The sequence below is a fragment of the Luteolibacter flavescens genome (genome assembly GCF_025950085.1).
GTDB classification, from domain to species: Bacteria; Verrucomicrobiota; Verrucomicrobiia; order Verrucomicrobiales; family Akkermansiaceae; genus Haloferula; species Haloferula flavescens.
On sequence record NZ_JAPDDS010000008.1, the window covers coordinates 115658 to 135977 of the forward strand.

The window sequence follows — 20320 nt, forward strand, 5'->3', positions numbered from 1 at the left end:
AGTGCCGCAGACACGCAAGTACTGCCGGGATTCCGATGAGCCAAGACCCTTCCAGCGCCCTTTCCGCGAGCAATCCTTTCACCGACTACCTGATCGAAAAGCTCCGGAGTCACCCGAAGCGCGTCGTATTCACGGAGGGCGAGGACCTGCGGGTGCTGCGCGCCGCGGAGCGACTCGTGGCCGCCGAGGCCGCCGTGCCGGTGCTGCTGGGCTCGCGCGACAAGATCCGCGCGATGGCCGCCGACAACGGGGTCAGCCTGAAGTTCATCAATGTCATCGAGCCCGCGAAGTCCTCGGACCTCGGGCTTTTCTGCCAGCGCTTTGCCAAGGTGGAGCGCTACCGGAACAACTCCGCCGCCGATCCGGTGGACACCGTTTCCCGTCCGCACTACTTCGGCGCGATGATGGTGCAGTATGGACAGGCGGACGCTCTCGTCGGTGGCAATCAGTCCCTGCCTGCCAGTCTTTTCCGCGCGCTGATCCACACGATCCAGCCGCTGCCCAGCGTGCCGAAGATGTTTGGCATGATGGTGCTGGTCGCCCCTCACCTGCAGCACTTCGGCAAGGAAGGCGTGCTCTTCTTAGCGGACTGCGGACTGCTGCCCCAGCCAACCGTCGATCAGCTCGCCGCGATTACCATCGAGACCGGCAAGCTCGCGAAGCACTTCCTCGGCCGCGAGCCGAATATCGCGCTGCTCAGCCACTCGACGAAGGGCTCCGCCGGCACCGATGACGCGCGCCGCATGGCCGCCGCCGCCGCGCTGGCGATCGACAAGGCGAAGGAAGCGTATCTCGACTTCCACATCACCGGCGAGGTCCAGGCCGACGTCGCACTCGATCCCACGGCATCCGAAATCAAGCTGCCCGACGCCCCGCACCGCGAACCCGCGGACGTGCTCGTCTTCCCGAATCTCGACGCCGCCCACATCTCGCTGAAGCTGCTCCAGCACTGCGCCGGGGCGATCAACTACGGCCAGATCCTCGGCGGCCTCGCCCGACCCTGCGCGCAGGTGCCACGGACCGCGTCCGAAGAAACCATCTTCGGCACCGCCGCTGCCGTCGGCGTCGAGGCGATCAAGTATCACCAGCTCTACCCGGACGGCGAAGTCTGAGGGATTTTTGAGGAGTGTGGACGTTCCGTCCACACAAGCCCGGGCGACCACCGCGGCCCGCCAAGCCAATCGTAGTCGCACTGGTGACAGTGCGCGAAATCAGCGTGTGCGGCTGACTTCCTTGAACAAGTCGGCTTCCAAGGATGAGGCCGGATTCTTCCGGTGGCTTCCGCGAAAACGCCACCGCCTCATCAGGGCCAAAGGCCCGGCCACCCCTCAGCCCGGGCCATCGGCCCGGGAACTGTGTCCGGAGATCAATGCGGCCTGAAGGGACGCGATACGGGCGCGGCATACTCGGGATTCCAGCGGTTGATACCGAACCTCGGAGTCCGACCGACAAATTTCGCTAAGGGATCGCACTTCCCGCGACCGGTGAGGCGGATCGTTACTCCTATCGCGGCCCTTCAGGCCGCCATCTTCACGGCAAACCGTTTCCCGGGCCGATGGCCCGGGCTGAGGGATCGCCGGGCCTTTGGCCCTGAAGAGAAAGAGGCCGCCTGAGAAGCCTGCTCTTCCCTTTCTCCGTAGTCGTGGTGGTGACGCCACGGAAGCTACGGGAGAAGCCCGCCGCTGGGAACCCTTCCGCACTGTTACCAGTGCGACCGCTGCTAGTTTTGCGGGCCGGTATGGTTGTCCGGGCTTGTGTGGACGGAACGTCCACACTCCTTGCTTCGACGACGTCACCACCACGACTAAGGAATGAGACGCGCCGCCCAACCAACGCGACCCGCCCAATCCCCCTCACTCCCCGTCCCCAAATCTCACCGTCATCACCAGCGGGCGATGATCCGAGGCGACCGCTTCCGGCAGCACTGTGACCCGCGACACCGCCGTCATCCCGCGCAGGAAAAAGTGGTCGATCTCCACCTTCGGCTTGTCCGCAGGGCAGGTCAGCCGCGGCTCGCTCTTCTCCACGGAGGTCAGCGCCTTGCCAAAGAGCTTCATCACCGCCGAGTCCGGCACGTCATTGAAGTCGCCGCCCAGAATCAGCGGTCCCTTCGATGAAGAAAGCGCCGCTACCAGCGTCTCCGCCTGCTTCAGCCGCCGGGCGTCCTGCTGGTGATCCAGATGCACGCCCACCAACCGCAGCGACTGCTCCCCGACCTTCACCTCCGCTTCAAAGGCAATCCGCGGCTCACCCTCGCCCGGCAGGCGGTGCACCGTCGTCTCGCCCAGCGGATGCTTGGAAAGAATCGCTTGGCCGTACTCGCCGCCGTCGTGATCCATCGCCTTCCCAAAGGCGCTCGTCATGCCGGCCAGCTTACCCAACTCCGCAGCCTGGTCCACCGATTGGCTGCGGCGGCACTTGTTATCCACCTCCTGCAGCACCACCAGGTCGGGCTTTTGCTCACGGATACGGGCAGCGATCCGCTCCAGATCCAGCTTTCCATCCTCTCCCACCCCGTGGTGCAGGTTCCAGCACATCACCCGCAGCTCCCGGGCGGACTCGGCAATGGCAGGCAGGGATGACAGAAGAAGCAGTGGCAGAAGGCGGCTTATCATCGGATCGAATACGCAGGAAACCCACCACTTGATCTCATTTCACGCCAGAATTTCCCTCCAACGATTCCGACCCATTCGATTCGCGTCTGCACTTGAAACGTGGTTTGCGCACCGGCAAGCCACCTGCTCTTATCTATCGGTCCGGTCGAGATATCCTCTCGCCCGTCTTCAGCCTCCCATGAAGCAACCCATCCCTTATGTCGTGGCACGCATTCTCCTCGCCAGCGTCTTCGTTGGCCTCGGGGGTGAGCGCCTGCTGGTGAAGGTCGGCGCGCTCACCGGCCGGACCGCGCCTGGGGCTGCCGGGGTCGCGCTGTCCGCCTTCGAGGTGCTCGCGGGTATCGCCATCATGCTCGGCTGGCAGGTGGGCCGATTGTCCCTGCTGCTGGCGGTCTTCCTCATCGTGGATGCGTTCATTGCCCATCCCTTCTGGAATTTTTCCGGACCGGAGCAACGCGGGGAACTGCTGCACTTCCTGAAGAACCTCTCGATCATCGGCGGCCTGCTGCTGCTCTCGTGGACCGAGGCCCATCGGCCCGATACGAAAGCACCGGGCGAACTCCGCTGACCGGGCGCGAGATCGGATCATCGTTCCGGTTCGCAAAAAGTCGTCGCCCGTGCCACAGTGGCGGCGGATGACCCACGCCAGCAAGATCACGCTCGCCCGCATCGCCCTGGTGCCGGTGTTTGCCGTATACGTGGCGCGCTACGGGGTGACCGTGGCCGACGGGAGCCCGCAGGAGCACCTGCGCTGGACCGCGCTGGCGCTCTTCATCTTCGCCTCCGCCACGGACGGCGTGGACGGCTGGGTCGCCCGGCGCTTCAACCAGAAGTCGAAGTTCGGAGCCTTCATCGATCCCCTCGCGGACAAGTTCCTGCTCATCACCGCCATCGTCTTCCTCAGCGCCTTCCCGTGGGGCGCGGGCGACTGGCGCATGCCACCGTGGTTCGCCTGGCTGGTCATCACGCGCGACACGCTGATCGTGATCGGCATCATCCTCGTGAAGCGCGCCGCCCATGACGTCCGCTACTCGCCCCACTGGACCGGCAAGGTCTGCACCGTCACGCAGATGGTCGCGATCGGCTGGGTGATGCTGAAGGTGGACATCCTCCCGCCGCTCTACCCGTGCCTCATCGCCGCGCTTTTCACCCTCTGGTCCGCGGTGAACTATTACCTGGAAGCCTCTCGCCAAATCCGCAGGCGGGCGATAAAACTTCAATGATTCACCATCATGAAGCAGCTCATCCTCGCAGCGACCATCTTCCTATCCGCTTCCGCGACAGGCTGGAGTGAGGAGAAGGATGCGGAACCCGACGACTCACTCGAATCTCTGTATGAGCGCGCGCTTCCAATCTACCAGGAGGAATTCAACCGATGGGTAGAAGCCGGAAAACTGGATCCGGATCCCGTGCCCGAACGGTGGAAAGAAGGAAGCCTGCCGCACAAGCTGTGGATGGCTGGCTACTATTCGGCCGTCATGTCCTACATGGAACCGTCGATCTTAAAGGATAAAGCCAGAGCCGGGGGGATCGTAGAACCACAGGGCTTCGGAGTGAAACTGTCCTACTCCTTCGGATGGTGGGCTGGCATCAATCGGGTGGACCCCATCGCAAGGAAACTCCACCTCGAGATCCTGGCCGGGCTACTCTCGGAGGACGACAAGACTGCGGGACAAGCCCAACCGGGCCTGAGTGTAGCCCCTCAGCCCGACAAGGAGCCAGACAGCGCAGCCGGACAACCCTCCGACGACCGCAAGGAACCTGCTGAGTAGAAGGGTCGCTCCGCTCGCCATCGCGTTTCGCCAATTTCCACAGTTCCTCCGTCCATTCCTCACCGTAAAGCCCTTGCCCCGGGCGGATTGCTGCCCTAAGCCCCTCCCATGCCCACCGTCGCTATCGTCGGCCGTCCGAATGTCGGGAAGTCCGCGCTCTTCAACCGCTTGGCCAAGCGGAAGATCGCGATCGTCCACGACCAGCCCGGCGTGACCCGCGACCGGATCTCCGCACCCTGCCTGGCGACCGCCATCCCGTGCACCATCATCGATACCGGCGGCATCGGTGCCACGCTGGACGATGGCTTCGGTGCCCAGGTCTCGCTGGAGGCGGACATCGCGATGGAGACTGCGGACCTCATCCTTTTCATCGTGGATGCCCACGAAGGACTCACCCCCATCGACCAGGACCTCGCCCAGAGGCTCCGCAAGGCGAAGCCGCCGGTGATGCTGGTGGCGAACAAGGTGGACGAGGACAAGCACATCCGCGGCACCGATGAATTCGCCCGCCTCGGCTTCGGCACTCCCGTCGGCGTCTCCGCCGAGCACGGCCGCGGCATGACGGGGCTGACCGAGAAGATCGACGAGATCCTCAAGCCGCTCGTCGGCGAGATCGAGGAACTCGTCGCCCAAGCCGAGGAAGCAGGCATCAAGCTCGCCATCGTCGGCCGGCCGAATGCCGGCAAGTCCTCGCTGGTGAATGCCATCCTACAGGACCAGCGCACCATCGTCTCTGACATCGCCGGCACCACCCGCGACGCGATCGACCTGCCCTGCGAATACGCCGGGGAGAAATTCACGCTCATCGATACCGCCGGCCTCCGCCCGCGCTCGAAGCGTGACACCTCGGTGGAGGTCTTTTCCGCCATGCGGACGGATCGCTCCGTGCGCCGCGCCGACCTGTGCATCCTGGTCATCGACCTCGCCGCGGGCATCACCGCGCAGGACCGCAAGATCGCGCAAAAGATCCTGGAGGAAAAGAAGCCCTGCCTGATCGTCCTGAACAAATTCGACCTCTATCACCCGGACGCGCCGATGAGAGCACGCAAGGAAGAGGCGAAGGAACACGTGGATCGCGAGCTCTTCTTCCTCTCCTACGCACCGGCCCTCACCGTCTCCGCAAAGAGCGGCCAGGCCGTGGAAACCGTGCTGAAGGAAGTGCTGAAGGTCCGCAAGGCCGCCCAGAACGTGCCGAGCACCGGCAAGCTGAACCGCATGCTCCACGATGCCTTCCAGCTCAATCCGCCACCGACCGACAAGCGCTCCGCCAAGCGCCTGAAGCTCTACTACGGCACCGCCGCGGTGGATGAGAAGTATCGCACCATCCCGGTGCCGACCTTCGTGCTCTTCGTGAATGACAAGGCGCTGATGCCCGCGAGCTACGAGAGCTACCTTTCCAATCGCCTGCGCGAATTCAATCCCGTGCCCGCGGTCCCCGTCGTCTTCTCCGTCCGCTCCCGCGACCGCCGCGAGTGGGAAGAACGCGACACCGGAACTGGCCGGCCAGGCAAGAAGCCCGCGGGCAAACCCGCCGCGAAAAGGGCCGTGAAAAAGCCCGCAGGCAAAAGAGCCACCGCGAAGAAATCCGCCGGACGGAGGAAGAAGTAGGACCACAGATGAACACGGATGGACACAGATAAAGACCCCGTTTGCAGCCTCACAAATTGTTCATCATCCCCTGCTTTTCATCTGTGTTCCTCAGTGTCTTCTGTGGTTTGAAATTTCCTCAGCATTGGCAGCCTGCGCGGAAAAAAGCCAAGAGGACCACTGATGGACACGGATAGACACAGATAAAGGCCCTCCGACCGCGGCCTCGCAGGTTTGCTTCAAATCCTGTCTTTCATCTGTGTCCCTCAGTGTCCATCTGTGGTTCAATCACCGAGGAAGATCGACAAGCTGTCTCACCTTCTGAAAGCCTTCTCTCGATGGAATTCGAAGACCCTCCCTACCTCTACGCGGAAGAATCTCGAAGGATCATCTCGTCCGCAATGGCGGTTCACAATGAGGTCGGCCATGGCTTTCGCGAGAAAACCTATGAGAACTCCCTCGTAGTCGCATTCCGGCAGGACGGCATCGAGTTCTCCCAACAGCCCCGCTTCCCCGTTTTCTTTCGTGGGGTGAAGGTAGACGACTTCGTCCCTGACCTCATCGCGTTCGGAAAAATCATCGTCGATGCCAAAACGGTGGACCGGATCTCCGCCGCTGAAATCGGACAAATGATCAATTATCTGCGGGTTACGAAGCTGAAACTGGCTCTCCTCCTCAATTTCAAAAATCCGAAGTTGGAAATCCGCCGCGTGGTCCTTTAGCTCACGGCAAGGCTCATTTCCTGCTAGTTCGCCGCCATGCCACTGCTCGACGTCCGCAACCTCACCACCCGCTTCCACACCCGCAATGGCATCGTCCACGCGGTGGAGGATGTTTCATTCTCGGTCGATGCCGGGAAGACCCTCGGAATCGTCGGTGAATCCGGCTCCGGCAAGTCGGTGACGTGCTACTCGCTGCTCGGGCTGATCCCCCAGCCTCCGGGCCGCATCCACGCGGGCACGGCCATGTTTGACGGGATCGACCTGCTGAAGGCGAGCGACAAGCAGCTCCAGAAGCTGCGCGGCAAGCGCATCTCGATGATTTTCCAGGATCCGATGACGTCCCTGAATCCCTACCTGAAGGTCTCCGAGCAGCTCATGGAGCCGCTGGCCCTGCACGAGGGGCTGAAGGGAGCGAAGGCACTCGACCGCGCCATCCAGTCTCTGGCCGAGGTCGGGATCCCGGAACCCGAGAAGCGCATCCAATCCTACCCGCACGAATTCTCCGGCGGCATGCGCCAGCGCGTGATGATCGCCATGGCGCTGATCACCCGCCCGGAACTGCTGATCTGCGACGAACCGACCACCGCGCTCGACGTGACCGTGCAGAAGCAGGTCATCGACCTGATCCGCGAGCGCCAGCGCGACCTCGGCACCGCCGTCGTCTTCATCACCCACGATCTCGCCGTGGTCTCGGAAGTCTGCGACCACGTGAACGTGATGTATGCCGGACGCATCGTGGAAAGCGCGCCAAAGGACGAGCTGTTCGCCCGTCCGCTGCACGCCTACACCCGCTCGCTGCTGAAGAGCATCCCCTCCATCCACAAGAAGGGCGAGGATCTCTACACCATCCCCGGACTCCCGCCGAACCTCGCGAATCCACCCGCGGGCTGCGCCTTCAAGCCGCGCAATACCATCGGAAACTCCGAACTCTGCCTAATCGACAAGCGCCCGCAACTCGCCGAGCACGGCGCTGCGCACTACGTGCAGGATTGCCCCGGCTGCCTCGCAACGAAGTGAGCACGCTGCGGGTCTTTGCTTCTTCGTAGCGGAAGGACTGCGTCCTTCCGGCGGGGGGCGGCATGCAGATGATCCCCGGCCCCATTTACCTACCCGTGAATGGCCCGGAGATGACTCGCGGGCGGCGATTCTCGAGCGGTACGCGAGACGCCGGAAGGACGAAGTCCTTCCGCTACAATAGCCAGCACGGCTCCGCGCACTACGTGCAAGATTGCCCCGGCTGCCTCGCGACGAAGTAAGCGTGCTGCGGGTCTTTGCTTCTTCGTAGCGGAAGGACTTCGTCCTTCCGGCTGGGGGGCGGCATGAAGATGAATCCCCGGTCCCATTCACCTCTTCGTGAACGGCCCGGAGATGACTCGCGGGTGGCGATTCTCGAGCGGTACGCGAGAAGCCGGAAGGGCGCAGCCCTTCCGCTACGAGAACCAGGTCCTTCCGCTACATCGACCGCCCCTCACAATCCCCTGAACTCCGCCGCGAGCTTCTTCGCCGTCGCAACCGTATTCCGGTGGATCTTCGCGGTGAATTCCGGCTCGCGGTTGTAGCCGCCTCCGTAGAGGACGGCGACGGGCACGCGGTTCCGGATGAAGGCGCGGAGCAAGACGTCGTCGCGGCGTTGCAGATCCTTCACGGAAAGATGCATCTGCCCGAAGCGGTCATTGCGATGATTGTCCGCCCCGGCGATCCAGATGACGAGATCCGGCGCGAAGGTATCGAGCGCGGCGGCCAGCGTGCCGAAGAGCTGCTTGAGATACATCTCGCCCTCCACGTAGCGCACGGTCTCGACGTCCATCGAGCCCGCGACCTTCTTCGTCGGGTAGTTCCGCCCGACGTGGATCGAGTAGGTGAAGACGCGCGGGTCATTGCCGAGGATCGCGGCGGTACCATTTCCCTGATGCGCATCGGTATCCACCACCATCACCTTGATGCCGGGCTGCCTGCCCTGGAGATCGCGGATGGCGATGGCGACATCATTGAAAACACAATACCCCTCCCCGTGCTCGCGGAAGGCATGATGGGTGCCGCCGGCGAGGCACACGGCCACGCCCTCGGCGAGGGCGGCGTGGCAGGTCTGGCGGGTGGCTTCCACCTCGGTCGCGCTGCGGTGGTAGAGCTGCGGCGTCACTGGCAGACCGAGCTGGATCTGCTCCTTCCGGTCCAGCATCCCGGAGTAGATCCGCTCGATGTAGCCGGTCTCGTGGACGGACTTGAGCAGGTGCGGATCCGCCACCTTCACCTCCACGATTTCCTCCGGGCGCAGGATGCCGCCATCCAGCAGCATGTCCTTGGAAACACGGAACTTCTCCATCGGAAACGGGTGTCCCGAGGGCAGCTTGAGTTCCAGATCCTGCGAGTAGAAGCAGCGCATGGCGCAGGCCACGCAACCACACCCCCGGGCTATTGCCCAATGGTTTTTCTGATCTCAGAAAGGACTCGCGGCCCGGCCTCTCCATCCCCAGCTTCTACACGCGTGTATTCGTCTCACGCTTAACTACAAATGCCATCACGACCACAGTGGATCTTGGTTTGGCGCGTAGGTAGCTCGTTGGCCGCCTGCATGTTGTCTCATTGGGATCACATTGAAAACGGGACGATTCGGAAGGAAACGGTCGAGACTCCGTTCACCGACGAATCATCAACACTTTCCGACGATGCCTTTTCGCATCTGGGCGTGGAGCGGGGGATCAGGTCCGCAGAGAATAAAGGTCCGGGCTCCGGCTGCCCGCTTGATTCCCCGTGACATCACACCGTTGGGATTTTGACAGCCTTCCGCGCCGCTGGTAGGGCTCACGGAATCCCATGGCAAACCCAACCCAACCCGACTGGGAAGCCCTCGCCAGGCTGCCCGCATTCCACGAGCTGCTCGCTGCCAAGCGGCGCTTCATCGTCCCGGCGACGATCTTTTTCCTGATCTACTACATGACCCTGCCGGTGCTGATCGGCTACTTCCCGGAAATGATGAAGCAGCCCCTGGTGGGCAAGGTGAACGGGGCCTACCTCTTCGCTTTCTCGCAGTTCCTCATGACCTTCGGCATGGCGTGGCTCTACATGCGGACGGCGCGGAAATGGGACGCCATGGAGCACGCGTTGCTCGCCTCGATCGAATCCAAGCCGAACGCCAACGCCTGAACCGATGCCCTCCGCCATCACCCCGATGCTCTCCGCCATCCAGTTCACCCCGGCGCTGTGGATGTTCCTCGCCTTCGTGGCGCTCACGCTGGTCATCACCTACTTCAGCGCGCGAAAGGCCACCGGCTCCGCCAGCTACTTCGCCGCCGGCCGCTCGATCAAGGGCTGGCAAAACGGCCTGGCCGTGGCCGGTGACTACATGAGCGCCGCCAGCTTCCTCGGCATCTCCGGCATGATCGCCTTCAAGGGCTACGACGGCTTCATGTACTCCGTCGGCTTCCTCGTCGCCTACCTCACCGTGCTGCTGCTGGTCGCGGAGCCGCTGCGGAATGCCGGGAAATACACCATGGCGGACCTGCTCGCCTACCGCATGAGCCCGCGGCCCGTGCGTGCGATGGCCTCGCTGAGCACCTTGGTCGTTTCCATCATCTACATGATCGCCCAGATGGTCGGCTCCGGCGTGATCATCAAGGAACTCATCCATGTGGAATTCGCCCCTGCCGTCGTCGGCGTGGGCGTGCTGATGCTCGTCTATGTGGTCTTCGGCGGCATGCTGGCCACCACCTGGGTGCAGATCATCAAGGCGCTGCTGCTCATGGGCGGGGCCTTCGCGCTGAGCTGGCTGGTGCTGGGCCAACACGACTACAGCATGACGAAATTCTTCCACGCCGTGGCACACGCCGACTACGCGGGCACCGCCGAGCCGAAGAACCTGCTCGATCCCGGCCTGAAATTCGGCGCCGCGGTGAATCCGTGGGGGCCGCTCGACTTCATCTCGCTGGCGCTGGGGCTGGTGCTGGGCACGGCGGGTCTGCCGCACATCCTCGTGCGCTTCTACACCGTGCCGGATGCAAAAACGGCGCGGGTCAGCGTCGCGTGGGCCATCGGGGTCATCGGCGTCTTCTACATCCTCACCACCTTCTTCGGCTTCGGTGCCGCCACGGTGCTCGAGAAGTCCGCGATCCTCACGCCGGACGGCAAGGAGAACACGAACATGGTCGCGCCCATCCTCGCGCAGGCGCTGGGCGGCGAACTCTTCTTCGCCTTCATCAGCGCCGTCGCCTTTGCCACGATCCTCGCCGTGGTGGCGGGCCTCACGATGAGCGCGAGCACGTCCTTCGCCCATGACTTCTACTCGAATGTCATGCATCACGGGAAGGAATCGAAGCCCGGTCAGGAAGTCCGCGTCGCGCGCATCACCGCGTTCTTCGTCGGCGCGGTCAGCATCGCCATCGCCATCTTCATGGGGCCGACCGCGAATGCCGCCTTCCTCGTCGGCCTCGCCTTCGCCGTGGCCGCATCGGCGAACCTGCCGGTGATCCTCTTCTCGGTCTTCTGGAAGCGCTTCAATACCGCGGGCGCCGTGGCCGGTCTCGGCACGGGTCTCGCCTCCGCCATCATCCTCATCCTGCTCAGCCCGAATGGCATCTTCGGCAAGGCTGGCGCGATCTTCCCGCTGGAGAATCCCGGGATCGTCAGCATCCCGCTCGGCTTCCTCGGCGCATGGCTGGGCACCATCCTGAGCAAGCCGGATCCGGAGTCCGAAGCGAAATTCGCCGAGCTGAATTTCCGCGCGCAGACCGGCCTCGGCGCAGAGAAGGCGGGAAGCGGGCATTGATCCATGCCGTCGTCATTCCAACTTCAGACCGCATCGCGGCGAAAATGGGAGCTCACCGGAGCCATCATTCTGACCGTGGTTTTCACCGGCTATCTGGTGGCCTCACGGCAGGATCCCGGCAGGCTGCCACTCGCCGTGATGCTCGGCATCTGCGCCATCCTGAAGTGGGTGCGGTGGCACCTGCTCGCAAGGGCACTGGACGCCTGGATCGGAGTCGATGACTCCGGCATCCACTTCTCGCCGCCGGACTTCTGGAAGGTGGAGGAGATCCGATGGGACGAGCTGACGGGGATGAAAGTCGGCCGACGGTCCATCTGGCTCGCCTATCGGCAAAATGGAATGGAGAGAAACCGGGACATCTCCCGGGCAGATCTCGCAACCCGCGATGAGAAGGATCTGCTCGCCCTCATCGGGGGCAAGCTCCCGACGAGCGGGTCGTCATAGCATCGGGAAAAAGAAGGCCGCCTGATCCACCCGAGCCGGGAGACTCAGGCCCCTCCGTTTATCTGCTGGATCAGCATCTTGCGACGCCTCTCGTATTCCGTCTTCATGCCGTGGATGATGCGCCCCTTGTCCATTTCGCTGCGGAAGCCGTGAATGACAAACCAGACCGCCACCGAAGCAATCAGCAGCCCCAACCACCAAGCTTCGGAGATCAGCACGCTCAGGCTGACAACCACCCCGACCAGCCCGATTCCAAGCAGGCCATTCGGCACTTGACGGCCACGCTCGTCACGGGGATCGACACGGGCTTCGTATCTGGCCCATGCCTCGTCGAGACGCTTCAGGTCGGCATGTAGCCGCAGCACCTCGACATCCCGTTCTATCTTCTTGGTCCGTCGCTCAATGCCTTCGATGAGGCGGGTATGGGTCGTCGCGTGATCTTCGACGATCTCCAACCGGGCGCTGCAGTAGTTGCACGTCAGGAAGCGGATTCCCTCGGTCACGGGCAAAGTGGCACCGCAGCCTTGGCAGCACAATTGGCGGACGGTGGCATTCACGATGAGCGCCTTTTCCCATATCATGCCGATGAAGGGCAATGGGAAACCTGCCACCGATCTTGGAATCACCCCCTTGCCAAGGTGCCGGTCCTGCCGCACATGAAGGCATGCGCTGGACCTTGGTATTGCCGCTGATCTGCCACTTCGCCACGGCGGGCGAGCTGGCATTCCCATCGCCTGCGGCATCCGTCGAGCAGGCCTTCCCACTGGGCAATGGCTCGCTCTTCACCCGGCTCAATGGCGACACGAAGCGCGAGGTCTATCCGCTCTGGACGGAGGTGGCGAAGACCGGGGAAGCGGCTGATGAGAAAGCACCGTCCCTCGGCTTCACCGGCACGACGCGCGCCGAGCTCACCTTCGACTGGCTGAATGCGGAGGGCGAGGTGACCGGCTACAAGCGCAGGCTCGATCTCAAGGACGGCCTCTCGGTCGTCACCTTCAAGCGCGGCGGCGTGGGCTTTACCTGGACGACCTTCGTTTCGAAGCCGGACGATCTGATGGTGCTCCACCTGCGGACGGACAAGCCGGGCGCACTGAGCTTCCGCGTGCAGCTTTCAGCAAAGGACCAGCAGGCGAAGGTGGAGGACCGCCGGGTGCTGACCTTGCAGGCCGGTGACTTCTCCGCCCGCGCGTGGATCTATCCCATGGAGTCCGAGGTGACGCCCGGCGAAAACCAGATCACCGTGATGGGCGAGGGCGAGGCGCTGATCATTCTCGCCGCCAGCGATGACCCGAAGGACATCGCGCACCTCCCCGACCGGCTGAAGAAGCTCGCCGGTGAAGATCACCCGGACACCTTCGCGCTGTGGAGCGGTCTGCTGGAGCGTCAGGACAAGTCTTACCGCGAGGCCAACAAGGCCGCTGATCTGGCCGGGCATCTGGAGGCGATCCGGAAGTAAGTAAGCGGCCCCGCATCAGTTCGTGAATGTAGCTGGAGCGTCTCGCTCCAGTCCGTTGAGGGGGCGTCTCGCCCCCTCTTCAAGCTCCGGGGCTGTGTCAAAAGGCCGGGGCGGAAGATGCTCCTTTTAGATAGACTTGCCCGGGTGGGCTGGCTGACAGTTTTTTGCAACTGATGAACCGGGTAACAAGTCGAGTCATTGCGATTTCAGGGGTCGGGGCGCTGTGCCTTTTGACCTTCTGGCTGGGCAAGGTCCAAGGAGGCAAAGAAGCTCAGGGGGGCAACGAGGTCCAGAGCGGCAACGAGGTCCAGAGCGGCGACGATGCCTTCGAGAGAGGCGCGAAGCTGGAAAGGGAGCGCGCCGCATGGCTGCGGGCTGCCGAAAGCAATATGCAGGCAAAGCTGCTCGACGCCGGAAGCAACGATTGGTTGAAGGCGAACCTTGAGAACAGCATGTGGACATCATTTGCTCTGCTGGACGACCTGATCCAGAATCCGGACGCATCACCAGAGGAACGAAAAGCAGCAAGCAACGTGCTGCCGAGGTTGGTCGAGTATTTCCATAGGCATCCGAAGACGATCAAAGCACCGGAAGAAAGCCGGCTTTCCGAGGATGTGGCCAAGCGACTGAAGGACGAGGAGATCGCTTCGAAAGGAGATCCAGCAAAGAAGAAGATCCTCAGGGAACTCCGGGAGGCATCGAAGGAGCCGATGCAGCAAATGGACAGCGTCATTGGCTCCGCCCGTCAGCAAGCCCACAATCTGGACTTGGACACATTGGAGGTTCTGAATCGCCATATCGCGAACCGAAATTTCCCCGGCCATTCCCAATCCGCCGCCGGGGTCACCTTCATGATGCCGAGCGATTCAGGAGGTGGCGGTTCGTCCGACAAGGATTTCCACTACAATGGCAAGAAGATCCGCGTGACCTTCAAAGCCGGCAAGCTCAGGGTGAATGACCAGGACTTCGGCTTGGTCGAGAAGGGTGCGACCATCGACCTGCGCATGATCGGCCGTGTTTTTGTGGATGACACCGAGCGACATCCGGTGCCTCAGGAAGACGCTCAAGCCGCGCCGCCCGCTGGTGACAAGCCATCGGACTGACTCCCGATACGATTCCGCCGCTTCCGGAAGAAAGACTGCTTGCACGGAACGGGTGGATTCGATGGTGCACGGAGGCACCTGGCATCGCCCTGAGGTTCTTTAGCGGCTCAGGCCTTCCTGATAGACGAGCTTGAAGCCTGCCTGATTCAGCACGCCGGTGGCGAAGTCGTAGTCCTCGACGTGCAGCGCCAGCAGCGTGTGCCGCTTTGGCGAGGGCAGCAGCGCGTAGGCGAAGTCGATATTCGTCTCGGCCACCATCAGGGTATCGAGCACCGGCAGCAGCCCGGGACCGGACTCCAGCAGGGAGAGCACGACCAGCTCGCAGGTCGTGTGCGGGATGCCCTTTTCCACGAAGATCTCCTCCGCCGCATCCGGATCCGTCACCACCAGGCGCGCGATGGTCGCGTCGCGGGAGTCCTGCACGCTGATGCCCACCACCTCGATGGCGGAGGACCGCAGCAGCTTCACCAGCGAGGCCAGCGCACCGGCACGGTTCGGGAGCAGCACGGAAAATTGCTTCACCGGGCTCCCCGGGTCGATCGTCTTGGCGGGCATGGATGGGTATTGCTCAACCCCGCGGGCCGCGGAGCGGAACCGTTATTACCTCACCTGTGCCACGATTCTCAATCACCATTTGATTCGGCCGCACGTCAGTCACGACATACTCGGTGCCGTCCGAAGCGCTGAATCTCTGCCCGGCCTTTGCCACAAAATGCCTCCCCTGCCCGTCTTCCACCAGCGCCACGGGATCGTGTGCGGTCGGCTCGACGCCGGAGATCAGCTCCCGCTTTCTCCCCGTCGCGGGGTCCTCGATCTCCACCACGGAGACCTCCACCTGATCCGGCTGGTCCTTCAGGTCCTGCACGCGGCTGTCCACCCGCACAACCTTGAGCCGTGATCCGGGAATGGTCGCACCCTCGGTGATCTCCTGCACGCCGCCGCCGGACATCCGCAGTGTGGCCGTCTGGCCCTGCACGGACTCCACGCGCATCGGCAGATCCTTCTGGCGATAGGCCCGCATCACGAGCGGCGCGATGGACTTCTCCCCGGCAGACACCTCGACGCGCTGGCGCGCCACCGGCTCCAGCACCACGCCCTCCAGCAGTGCGGGGGCAGATCCTGCCGGCTGTCCGGCGACCGGCTTGTTCCATGGCAGGCCGGTCGTTTCGCCCGGGGCTGTGGGGGTGGCTGGCGTGCCGGAGGAAGCGGCTGCCGCTTCCTTCTCCGTCACCTTTGCAAGCATCTCCGCGCCGAGATCGACGGGCTCCTCCAGTGCAAATTCGTCCTCTGCGGGCGCTTCCGCCAGGCGCAGCGCCAGCTCCTCGTGGCCAGCCTCGCGAGCCATGTCGGCAGCGATGCGACCGTCATCATCCATCGAGAAGCGGTTCGCCCCCACCTCCAGCAGCATGTCCACCGCCTCGATGTGGCCATTCTCCGCAGCCAGCATCAGCGGGGTACGACCGTCTTCCATGCGGGCATAGATCGATGCCCCGTAATTCGTCAGCGCGTCGATCACCGAGGCCTTGCCCTCCAGCGAGGCCACCAGCAGGGCGTCATCGAGCTTGTCGCGATCGTAGGGAGCGAGCTCGCCCACCATGTCCCCGCGGCCTTCCTTCACGGCCAGCATCAGCGGCTTGAAGCCATGGGCGTCGCGCCTGTGGGCATCGGCCTTTTGGGAAAGGAGATAGCGCACCATCTCCGGCGTGCCGCGCATCACGGCCACCATCAGCGGCGTGCGATCCTCCGCGCCGGTGACATCCACAGGCACCTTGCGATCCAGCAGGAAGTCTGCGGCCTTCTTCGCCCCTGCCCCGGCGGCAGCGTGCAGCGCCGTGTCACCGGCTTCATTCCGCGTGTCCACCGCGATCCCGCTGGTGACGAGCTTCTCCAGCGCGGTGAGGTCATCGGTCTCCGCCGCGCGAAAAAACGCCTCGGGCGTGAGATCGTAGCCGCTTTCTTGGAGCGTCTGCTTCGCGGCTTCCTCGCGGCTCTTGCAGCCTGTCAGGCAGAGTAGTGGTGACGTGCCGGCGAGCAGCAGCGCGAGGGTTTTCCCGTTCATGCGCGCGAACTTAGTTCACCTAACTTAACCATTCAACCCCGAACCCTCAGCAACTTCCACCGACACGATCCGGCACGCCCCATCCTCGATCCGGAACTTCACATCCACCCCGCAGAGGCCCGCGCCGTGGATGCGACCCGGCTCGTCACGACCCGCCGGAGGCCGGGGATCGAGCGACAGCGCCTCCACGATGACCCGCTGCGCGCGCTCCGGCAGACGGGCAAAATCCGGGGTTTCCGCCGTGACCTGCAGGCGCTGCGGCTCGTCCGGCGCGAAGCCCGCACGGGCATCCGGCAGCGCCTCGGCGTAGGGAATGTAGGGCTTGATGTCATAGACAGGCGTGCCGTCCACGAGATCGATCCCGCCGAGCAGGAGCACGCTCCCCTCCTTCTCCCGGCGCTCCACGCCATCCAGCCGGACGAGCGAGAGGCCGAGATTGTTTGGCCGGAAGGTCGAGCGGGTGGCGAAGACCCCCACGCGCTCGTTTCCGCCCAGCCGCGGTGGCCGCACCGTGGGGCTCCACCCGCCATCCGCCGTGAGGTGAAAGCTGAAGATGAGCCACAGGTGCGAGAAGCCCTCGATGCCCCGCAGCGCTTCCGGCTGGCGATAGTCCGGCTCGAAGACCAGCTCTCCCCACGCACTGGGGCACAGTCCCGGCTGGCGCGGCACGGCGAACTTGCTGCCGAAGCACGAGCGCACACGGGCGATGGGGCGGATTTCCATGATCTCAAAATCGTGGCTGCGGCATCCTGCCGCAAGCCTGCTCGGGCAGTTCAATCATAGCGCACCGACTCCAGGTAGAGCCCGTCCGCCGGGGCACAGAACGGACTCTTCCCCAGCGGCAGGCCCTTCGGCTGGTTCAGGAACGCCGCCACCTGGTCGATCCTCATCCGGCCCTGCGCCGCCTGAACCGCCGTGCCTGTCAGCAAGCGCACCATCTTGTAGAGGAAGCCCTCGCCGGAAAACCTGAGCCGCCAGCCGAAGTCGATCTCCTCGAGATCCACCCCCGTCACGGTCCGCACATAGCTGGTCTCCTCGGTCTCGTAGCCGCGCTTCGCTCCGAAGGCCTCGAAGTCGTGCCGCCCCACGAAGAGGCCCAGCGCCTCGCGCAGCGTGTAGGGATCGAGCTGCCGCGGCAGGTGCCACGCCCGCGCCGCGCGGAAGGGCGACAGCACCGGCTCCGTCGAGAGGTCGTAGCGATACGTCTTCCCCGTGGCCGAGATGCGCGCGTGGAAATCCGCGGCCACCTCCTCGCAGGCCATCACGCGGATCGATCCAGGCAGCTTCGTATTCAAAGCCGGGACCCAGTTGAATGGGTTCATCGTCAGGTCATCCGGCGCGTCGAAATGCGCCACCTGGGCCAGCGCGTGGACGCCCGCGTCCGTGCGGCCGGAGCCATTCAGCCGCACCGGCTGCTTGGCCGTCTCGGCGATCGCTTTCTCCACGAGGTCCTGCACGGTATTCCCGCCGGCCTGGGACTGCCAGCCCTCGATATCGCGGCCGTCGTAGGCGAGGATGATTTTCAGACGCACCGCGGCAGGGTGCCTTGTGGGAGTTTCCGGTCAATCCCGGCTCCTCCCGTGCAGCCGGTTTCACGGGGTCCCGGGGGTCGAATGTCGGACGGTTTACCCACCTGACAAATCTTGTCCGAATCTACCGTTTCCATCGTTCTTCCCGCACCATTTTCCCGGGGTCCGGCCTTTTCCTTGACCGGTCCGGCGGGTCCCTTAGCGTCGCCGCGTTTTTCCGACGGCCCATGAATATCCACGAATACCAGGCGAAGGAGCTTTTCGACCGCTTCCAAGTGCCGAGCCCGAAGGGCAAGGTTGCTTCCACCCCCGAAGAAGCCACTGCCGCCGCGAAGGAATTCGCCGGTGCGAAGCTGGTGATCAAGGCCCAGGTGCACGCCGGTGGCCGTGGCAAGGGCCACTTCAAGAACGGCTTCCAAGGCGGCGTCCACCTCATCGAGTCGCCCGAGCAGGCCGCCGATCTGGCTGGCAAGATGATCAATGAGACCCTCGTGACCGTGCAGACCGGCGACGCCGGCAAGCTTGTCCGCAAGGTCATGATCGCCGAGGCCGTGGACATCACCCACGAATACTACCTCGCCATCCTCATGGACCGCGCCACCTGCCGCCCGGTCATCGTCGCCTCCACGGAAGGCGGCATGAGCATCGAGGATGTGGCGCACAACACGCCGGAGAAGATCATCCGCCAGTTCGTCCACCCGCTTCTCGGCCTGCAGGGCTACGAGATCCGCAAGCTGGCCGCCGCGCTCGGCCTCGCCGGTGACCTCGGCAAGCAATTCGGCAAGCTGCTCTCCAATCTCTACAAGCTCTTCGTCTCCCTCGACTGCTCGATGGTCGAGATCAACCCGCTGGTCACCACCCCGGATGGCCGCGTGCTGGCGCTGGATGCGAAGTTCGGCTTCGATGACAACGCGCTCTTCCGCCACCCGGAAATCGTCGCCATGCGCGACAAGGAAGAGGAAGACCCGCGCGAAGTCGCCGCTTCCGAATACGACCTCAACTACATCGGCCTCGATGGAAACATCGCCTGCCTCGTGAATGGCGCAGGCCTCGCGATGGCCACGATGGACATCATCAAGCACTACGGTGGCGAACCGGCCAACTTCCTCGACGTGGGTGGTGGTGCTTCCCGCGAGCAGGTCACCGCGGCCTTCAAGATCATCCTCGCCGACCCGCAGGTGAAGGGCATCCTGATCAATATCTTCGGCGGCATCATGGACTGCAACGTCATCGCCGAAGGCGTGATCGCCGCAGCCAAGGAAACCGGCCTGCCGATCCCGCTCGTCGTCCGCCTCGAAGGCAACAACGTCGATGCCGGCAAGGCCACGCTCGACGCCAGCGGCCTGAACATCGTCTCCGCCAGCACCATGGCGGACGGTGCGCAGAAGATCGTGGCGGCTGTCGCCTGACGCGCTTACGGGTATCCCGCCATGAATAAAATCGGCATCAAGGAAGCAGGTTTCACGGGATACCCGGCCCTCGACATCGAGGAAGCACGCAAATTCTACGGCGGGATCATGGGCCTCAAGGAGGGCATGGTCTTCGAACACGAGGGCAAGGCCGGCTGGGTGGAATTCGAGATTCCCGGCGGCCACACCCTCGCCATCGCGCAGGCAAACGACCAATGGCAGCCCAATGCGGGCGGCGGTGGCCTTTGCTTCGAGATGGAAGACCTCGACGCCGCCATCGCATCGCTCAAGGACGCAGGAGTGAAGATCCTCCTCGAACCGCAGGACTTCCCGGTCTGCCGCATGGCCCTGATCTCGGACCCCAGCGGCAATACAGTGGCCCTGCACCAGAAGAAGTCGAATCACCCCGAGTGCTCGCACTGATCCCACCGCCATGAAAGTCACCGAAATCGCATTCTCCTGCTACCCGGTCACCGACATGGCGCGGTCCGTCGCCTTCTATGAAGGCGTGCTCGGACTGACCAAAACCATGGACCACGAGATGGAAGATGGCAGCGGTCACTGGGTCGAATTCGACATCGGCGCGGGCACCCTCAGCCTCGGAAAGACTCCCGGCTGGGACCCCAGCCCGAATGGCTGCACGGTCGGCCTGGAGGTCGAGGACTTCGACATCGCCGTCGCCAAGGTCCGGGCCGCGGGTGTGACCGTGACCATGGGCCCCATCGAAACGCCGGTCTGCCACATGCTCATGATCTCCGATCCTGACGGCAGCCCGCTCATCATCCACAAGCGCAAGCCGGGCCACGCCTGAATGGCACCCTGCCGCTGTAAGGCTTCCCTTTTCCGAATTTCCACCAATCTC

General features: G+C 63.6%; 22 protein-coding genes. 15 read left to right on the forward strand and 7 right to left on the reverse strand.

All coding sequences use genetic code 11. The annotated features are described in order from the left end of the window. Positions 1 to 35 precede the first annotated feature (35 nt). Positions 36 to 1112 carry a phosphate acyltransferase gene (locus OKA04_RS15200; protein WP_264502035.1) on the forward strand — a complete coding sequence of 359 codons (1077 nt, stop codon included), beginning with the start codon at positions 36 to 38 and terminating at the stop codon, positions 1110 to 1112. Between the two features lie 741 nt (positions 1113 to 1853). Here the strand turns inward: OKA04_RS15200 and OKA04_RS15205 are convergent. Continuing rightward, positions 1854 to 2615, reverse strand: coding sequence for an endonuclease/exonuclease/phosphatase family protein (locus tag OKA04_RS15205; protein ID WP_264502036.1), 762 nt, complete (start codon positions 2613 to 2615; stop codon positions 1854 to 1856). A 178-nt stretch (positions 2616 to 2793) separates the two neighbouring features. Between OKA04_RS15205 and OKA04_RS15210 the strand changes: the two genes are divergently transcribed. The 6 genes from OKA04_RS15210 to OKA04_RS15235 all read left to right on the forward strand — a co-directional run bounded on the left by OKA04_RS15210 (position 2794) and on the right by OKA04_RS15235 (position 7713). After that, positions 2794 to 3183 (forward strand): DoxX family protein, encoded by a 390-nt coding sequence (locus OKA04_RS15210; RefSeq protein WP_264502037.1) that lies wholly within the window; start codon positions 2794 to 2796, stop codon positions 3181 to 3183. Between the two features lie 67 nt (positions 3184 to 3250). Beyond that, entirely contained in the window at positions 3251 to 3838 is a 588-nt protein-coding gene (locus OKA04_RS15215) for a CDP-alcohol phosphatidyltransferase family protein (RefSeq protein WP_264502038.1), read from the forward strand. Between the two features lie 9 nt (positions 3839 to 3847). Next, positions 3848 to 4387, forward strand: a complete 540-nt coding sequence (locus OKA04_RS15220; RefSeq protein WP_264502039.1) for a hypothetical protein — start codon at positions 3848 to 3850, stop codon at positions 4385 to 4387. Between the two features lie 108 nt (positions 4388 to 4495). Next, positions 4496 to 5995, forward strand: a complete 1500-nt coding sequence (der, locus tag OKA04_RS15225; RefSeq protein ID WP_264502040.1) for a ribosome biogenesis GTPase Der — start codon at positions 4496 to 4498, stop codon at positions 5993 to 5995. Between the two features lie 317 nt (positions 5996 to 6312). Beyond that, complete coding sequence (locus OKA04_RS15230) at positions 6313 to 6696, forward strand: GxxExxY protein (protein WP_264502041.1); 384 nt, start codon at positions 6313 to 6315, stop codon at positions 6694 to 6696. A 36-nt stretch (positions 6697 to 6732) separates the two neighbouring features. Continuing rightward, positions 6733 to 7713: an ABC transporter ATP-binding protein gene (locus OKA04_RS15235; protein ID WP_264502042.1), complete on the forward strand. Its 981-nt coding sequence runs from the start codon at positions 6733 to 6735 to the stop codon at positions 7711 to 7713. A gap of 451 nt (positions 7714 to 8164) precedes the next feature. On the opposite strand, the gene OKA04_RS15240 is transcribed toward OKA04_RS15235, so the two are convergent. Then, positions 8165 to 9079, reverse strand: a complete 915-nt coding sequence (locus OKA04_RS15240; protein WP_264502043.1) for a histone deacetylase family protein — start codon at positions 9077 to 9079, stop codon at positions 8165 to 8167. A gap of 431 nt (positions 9080 to 9510) precedes the next feature. Here OKA04_RS15240 and OKA04_RS15245 point away from each other — a divergent pair, with 431 nt between their 5' ends. From OKA04_RS15245 to OKA04_RS15255, 3 genes are read left to right on the forward strand one after another with little or no spacing between them, the layout of a single operon-like run. Next, positions 9511 to 9840 carry a DUF485 domain-containing protein gene (locus OKA04_RS15245; protein ID WP_264502044.1) on the forward strand — a complete coding sequence of 110 codons (330 nt, stop codon included), beginning with the start codon at positions 9511 to 9513 and terminating at the stop codon, positions 9838 to 9840. Between the two features lie 4 nt (positions 9841 to 9844). After that, positions 9845 to 11458, forward strand: a complete 1614-nt coding sequence (locus OKA04_RS15250) for a solute symporter family protein (protein WP_264502045.1) — start codon at positions 9845 to 9847, stop codon at positions 11456 to 11458. A gap of 3 nt (positions 11459 to 11461) precedes the next feature. After that, positions 11462 to 11902: a hypothetical protein gene (locus tag OKA04_RS15255; RefSeq protein WP_264502046.1), complete on the forward strand. Its 441-nt coding sequence runs from the start codon at positions 11462 to 11464 to the stop codon at positions 11900 to 11902. A gap of 44 nt (positions 11903 to 11946) precedes the next feature. Here the strand turns inward: OKA04_RS15255 and OKA04_RS15260 are convergent, their stop codons facing one another. Beyond that, a complete protein-coding gene (locus tag OKA04_RS15260; protein WP_264502047.1) occupies positions 11947 to 12459 on the reverse strand; it encodes a hypothetical protein in 513 nt (170 codons plus the stop codon). 107 nt (positions 12460 to 12566) lie between these two features. Between OKA04_RS15260 and OKA04_RS15265 the strand changes: the two genes are divergently transcribed. Both OKA04_RS15265 and OKA04_RS15270 read left to right on the forward strand, forming a co-directional pair. Then, positions 12567 to 13358, forward strand: coding sequence for a glycoside hydrolase N-terminal domain-containing protein (locus OKA04_RS15265; RefSeq protein WP_264502048.1), 792 nt, complete (start codon positions 12567 to 12569; stop codon positions 13356 to 13358). 230 nt (positions 13359 to 13588) lie between these two features. Beyond that, on the forward strand, positions 13589 to 14461 hold the full coding sequence (locus OKA04_RS15270; RefSeq protein WP_264502049.1) for a hypothetical protein: 873 nt from the start codon (positions 13589 to 13591) through the stop codon (positions 14459 to 14461). Between the two features lie 99 nt (positions 14462 to 14560). On the opposite strand, the gene OKA04_RS15275 is transcribed toward OKA04_RS15270, so the two are convergent. Genes OKA04_RS15275 through truA form a run of 4 tightly spaced genes read right to left on the reverse strand, consistent with a single transcriptional unit; the run spans position 14561 to position 18052 of the window. After that, entirely contained in the window at positions 14561 to 15016 is a 456-nt protein-coding gene (locus OKA04_RS15275) for an ACT domain-containing protein (RefSeq protein WP_264502050.1), read from the reverse strand. A gap of 13 nt (positions 15017 to 15029) precedes the next feature. Continuing rightward, positions 15030 to 16520: an ankyrin repeat domain-containing protein gene (locus tag OKA04_RS15280; RefSeq protein ID WP_264502051.1), complete on the reverse strand. Its 1491-nt coding sequence runs from the start codon at positions 16518 to 16520 to the stop codon at positions 15030 to 15032. Positions 16521 to 16544: 24 nt separating this feature from the next. Next, the gene (gene tsaA / locus OKA04_RS15285) at positions 16545 to 17243 is read right to left on the reverse strand and encodes a tRNA (N6-threonylcarbamoyladenosine(37)-N6)-methyltransferase TrmO (protein ID WP_264502052.1); all 699 of its coding nucleotides are present in this window, start codon (positions 17241 to 17243) and stop codon (positions 16545 to 16547) included. 50 nt (positions 17244 to 17293) lie between these two features. Next, complete coding sequence (truA, locus tag OKA04_RS15290) at positions 17294 to 18052, reverse strand: tRNA pseudouridine(38-40) synthase TruA (RefSeq protein WP_264502053.1); 759 nt, start codon at positions 18050 to 18052, stop codon at positions 17294 to 17296. Positions 18053 to 18276: 224 nt separating this feature from the next. Between truA and sucC the strand changes: the two genes are divergently transcribed. From sucC to OKA04_RS15305, 3 genes are read left to right on the forward strand one after another with little or no spacing between them, the layout of a single operon-like run. After that, entirely contained in the window at positions 18277 to 19458 is a 1182-nt protein-coding gene (gene sucC / locus OKA04_RS15295; RefSeq protein ID WP_264502054.1) for an ADP-forming succinate--CoA ligase subunit beta, read from the forward strand. Between the two features lie 21 nt (positions 19459 to 19479). Further along, positions 19480 to 19881, forward strand: a complete 402-nt coding sequence (locus OKA04_RS15300; protein WP_264502055.1) for a VOC family protein — start codon at positions 19480 to 19482, stop codon at positions 19879 to 19881. Positions 19882 to 19891: 10 nt separating this feature from the next. Beyond that, positions 19892 to 20269: a VOC family protein gene (locus tag OKA04_RS15305; RefSeq protein ID WP_264502056.1), complete on the forward strand. Its 378-nt coding sequence runs from the start codon at positions 19892 to 19894 to the stop codon at positions 20267 to 20269. The last annotated feature ends 51 nt before the right edge of the window (positions 20270 to 20320 follow it).

What these genes read in the sequence shown, in the direction of transcription:
- OKA04_RS15245 (WP_264502044.1), top strand. Translation starts at nt 9,511, where the DNA reads ATGGCAAACCCAACCCAACCCGACTGGGAAGCCCTCGCCAGGCTGCCC.
- tsaA (WP_264502052.1), bottom strand. Translation starts at nt 17,243, where the DNA reads ATGGAAATCCGCCCCATCGCCCGTGTGCGCTCGTGCTTCGGCAGCAAG.
- OKA04_RS15240 (WP_264502043.1), bottom strand. Translation starts at nt 9,079, where the DNA reads ATGCGCTGCTTCTACTCGCAGGATCTGGAACTCAAGCTGCCCTCGGGA.
- OKA04_RS15300 (WP_264502055.1), top strand. Translation starts at nt 19,480, where the DNA reads ATGAATAAAATCGGCATCAAGGAAGCAGGTTTCACGGGATACCCGGCC.
- OKA04_RS15250 (WP_264502045.1), top strand. Translation starts at nt 9,845, where the DNA reads ATGCCCTCCGCCATCACCCCGATGCTCTCCGCCATCCAGTTCACCCCG.
- OKA04_RS15305 (WP_264502056.1), top strand. Translation starts at nt 19,892, where the DNA reads ATGAAAGTCACCGAAATCGCATTCTCCTGCTACCCGGTCACCGACATG.
- OKA04_RS15215 (WP_264502038.1), top strand. Translation starts at nt 3,251, where the DNA reads ATGACCCACGCCAGCAAGATCACGCTCGCCCGCATCGCCCTGGTGCCG.
- OKA04_RS15265 (WP_264502048.1), top strand. Translation starts at nt 12,567, where the DNA reads ATGCGCTGGACCTTGGTATTGCCGCTGATCTGCCACTTCGCCACGGCG.
- OKA04_RS15205 (WP_264502036.1), bottom strand. Translation starts at nt 2,615, where the DNA reads ATGATAAGCCGCCTTCTGCCACTGCTTCTTCTGTCATCCCTGCCTGCC.
- OKA04_RS15235 (WP_264502042.1), top strand. Translation starts at nt 6,733, where the DNA reads ATGCCACTGCTCGACGTCCGCAACCTCACCACCCGCTTCCACACCCGC.
- OKA04_RS15275 (WP_264502050.1), bottom strand. Translation starts at nt 15,016, where the DNA reads ATGCCCGCCAAGACGATCGACCCGGGGAGCCCGGTGAAGCAATTTTCC.
- OKA04_RS15220 (WP_264502039.1), top strand. Translation starts at nt 3,848, where the DNA reads ATGAAGCAGCTCATCCTCGCAGCGACCATCTTCCTATCCGCTTCCGCG.
- OKA04_RS15255 (WP_264502046.1), top strand. Translation starts at nt 11,462, where the DNA reads ATGCCGTCGTCATTCCAACTTCAGACCGCATCGCGGCGAAAATGGGAG.
- der (WP_264502040.1), top strand. Translation starts at nt 4,496, where the DNA reads ATGCCCACCGTCGCTATCGTCGGCCGTCCGAATGTCGGGAAGTCCGCG.
- OKA04_RS15200 (WP_264502035.1), top strand. Translation starts at nt 36, where the DNA reads ATGAGCCAAGACCCTTCCAGCGCCCTTTCCGCGAGCAATCCTTTCACC.
- OKA04_RS15230 (WP_264502041.1), top strand. Translation starts at nt 6,313, where the DNA reads ATGGAATTCGAAGACCCTCCCTACCTCTACGCGGAAGAATCTCGAAGG.
- sucC (WP_264502054.1), top strand. Translation starts at nt 18,277, where the DNA reads ATGAATATCCACGAATACCAGGCGAAGGAGCTTTTCGACCGCTTCCAA.
- OKA04_RS15280 (WP_264502051.1), bottom strand. Translation starts at nt 16,520, where the DNA reads ATGAACGGGAAAACCCTCGCGCTGCTGCTCGCCGGCACGTCACCACTA.
- OKA04_RS15210 (WP_264502037.1), top strand. Translation starts at nt 2,794, where the DNA reads ATGAAGCAACCCATCCCTTATGTCGTGGCACGCATTCTCCTCGCCAGC.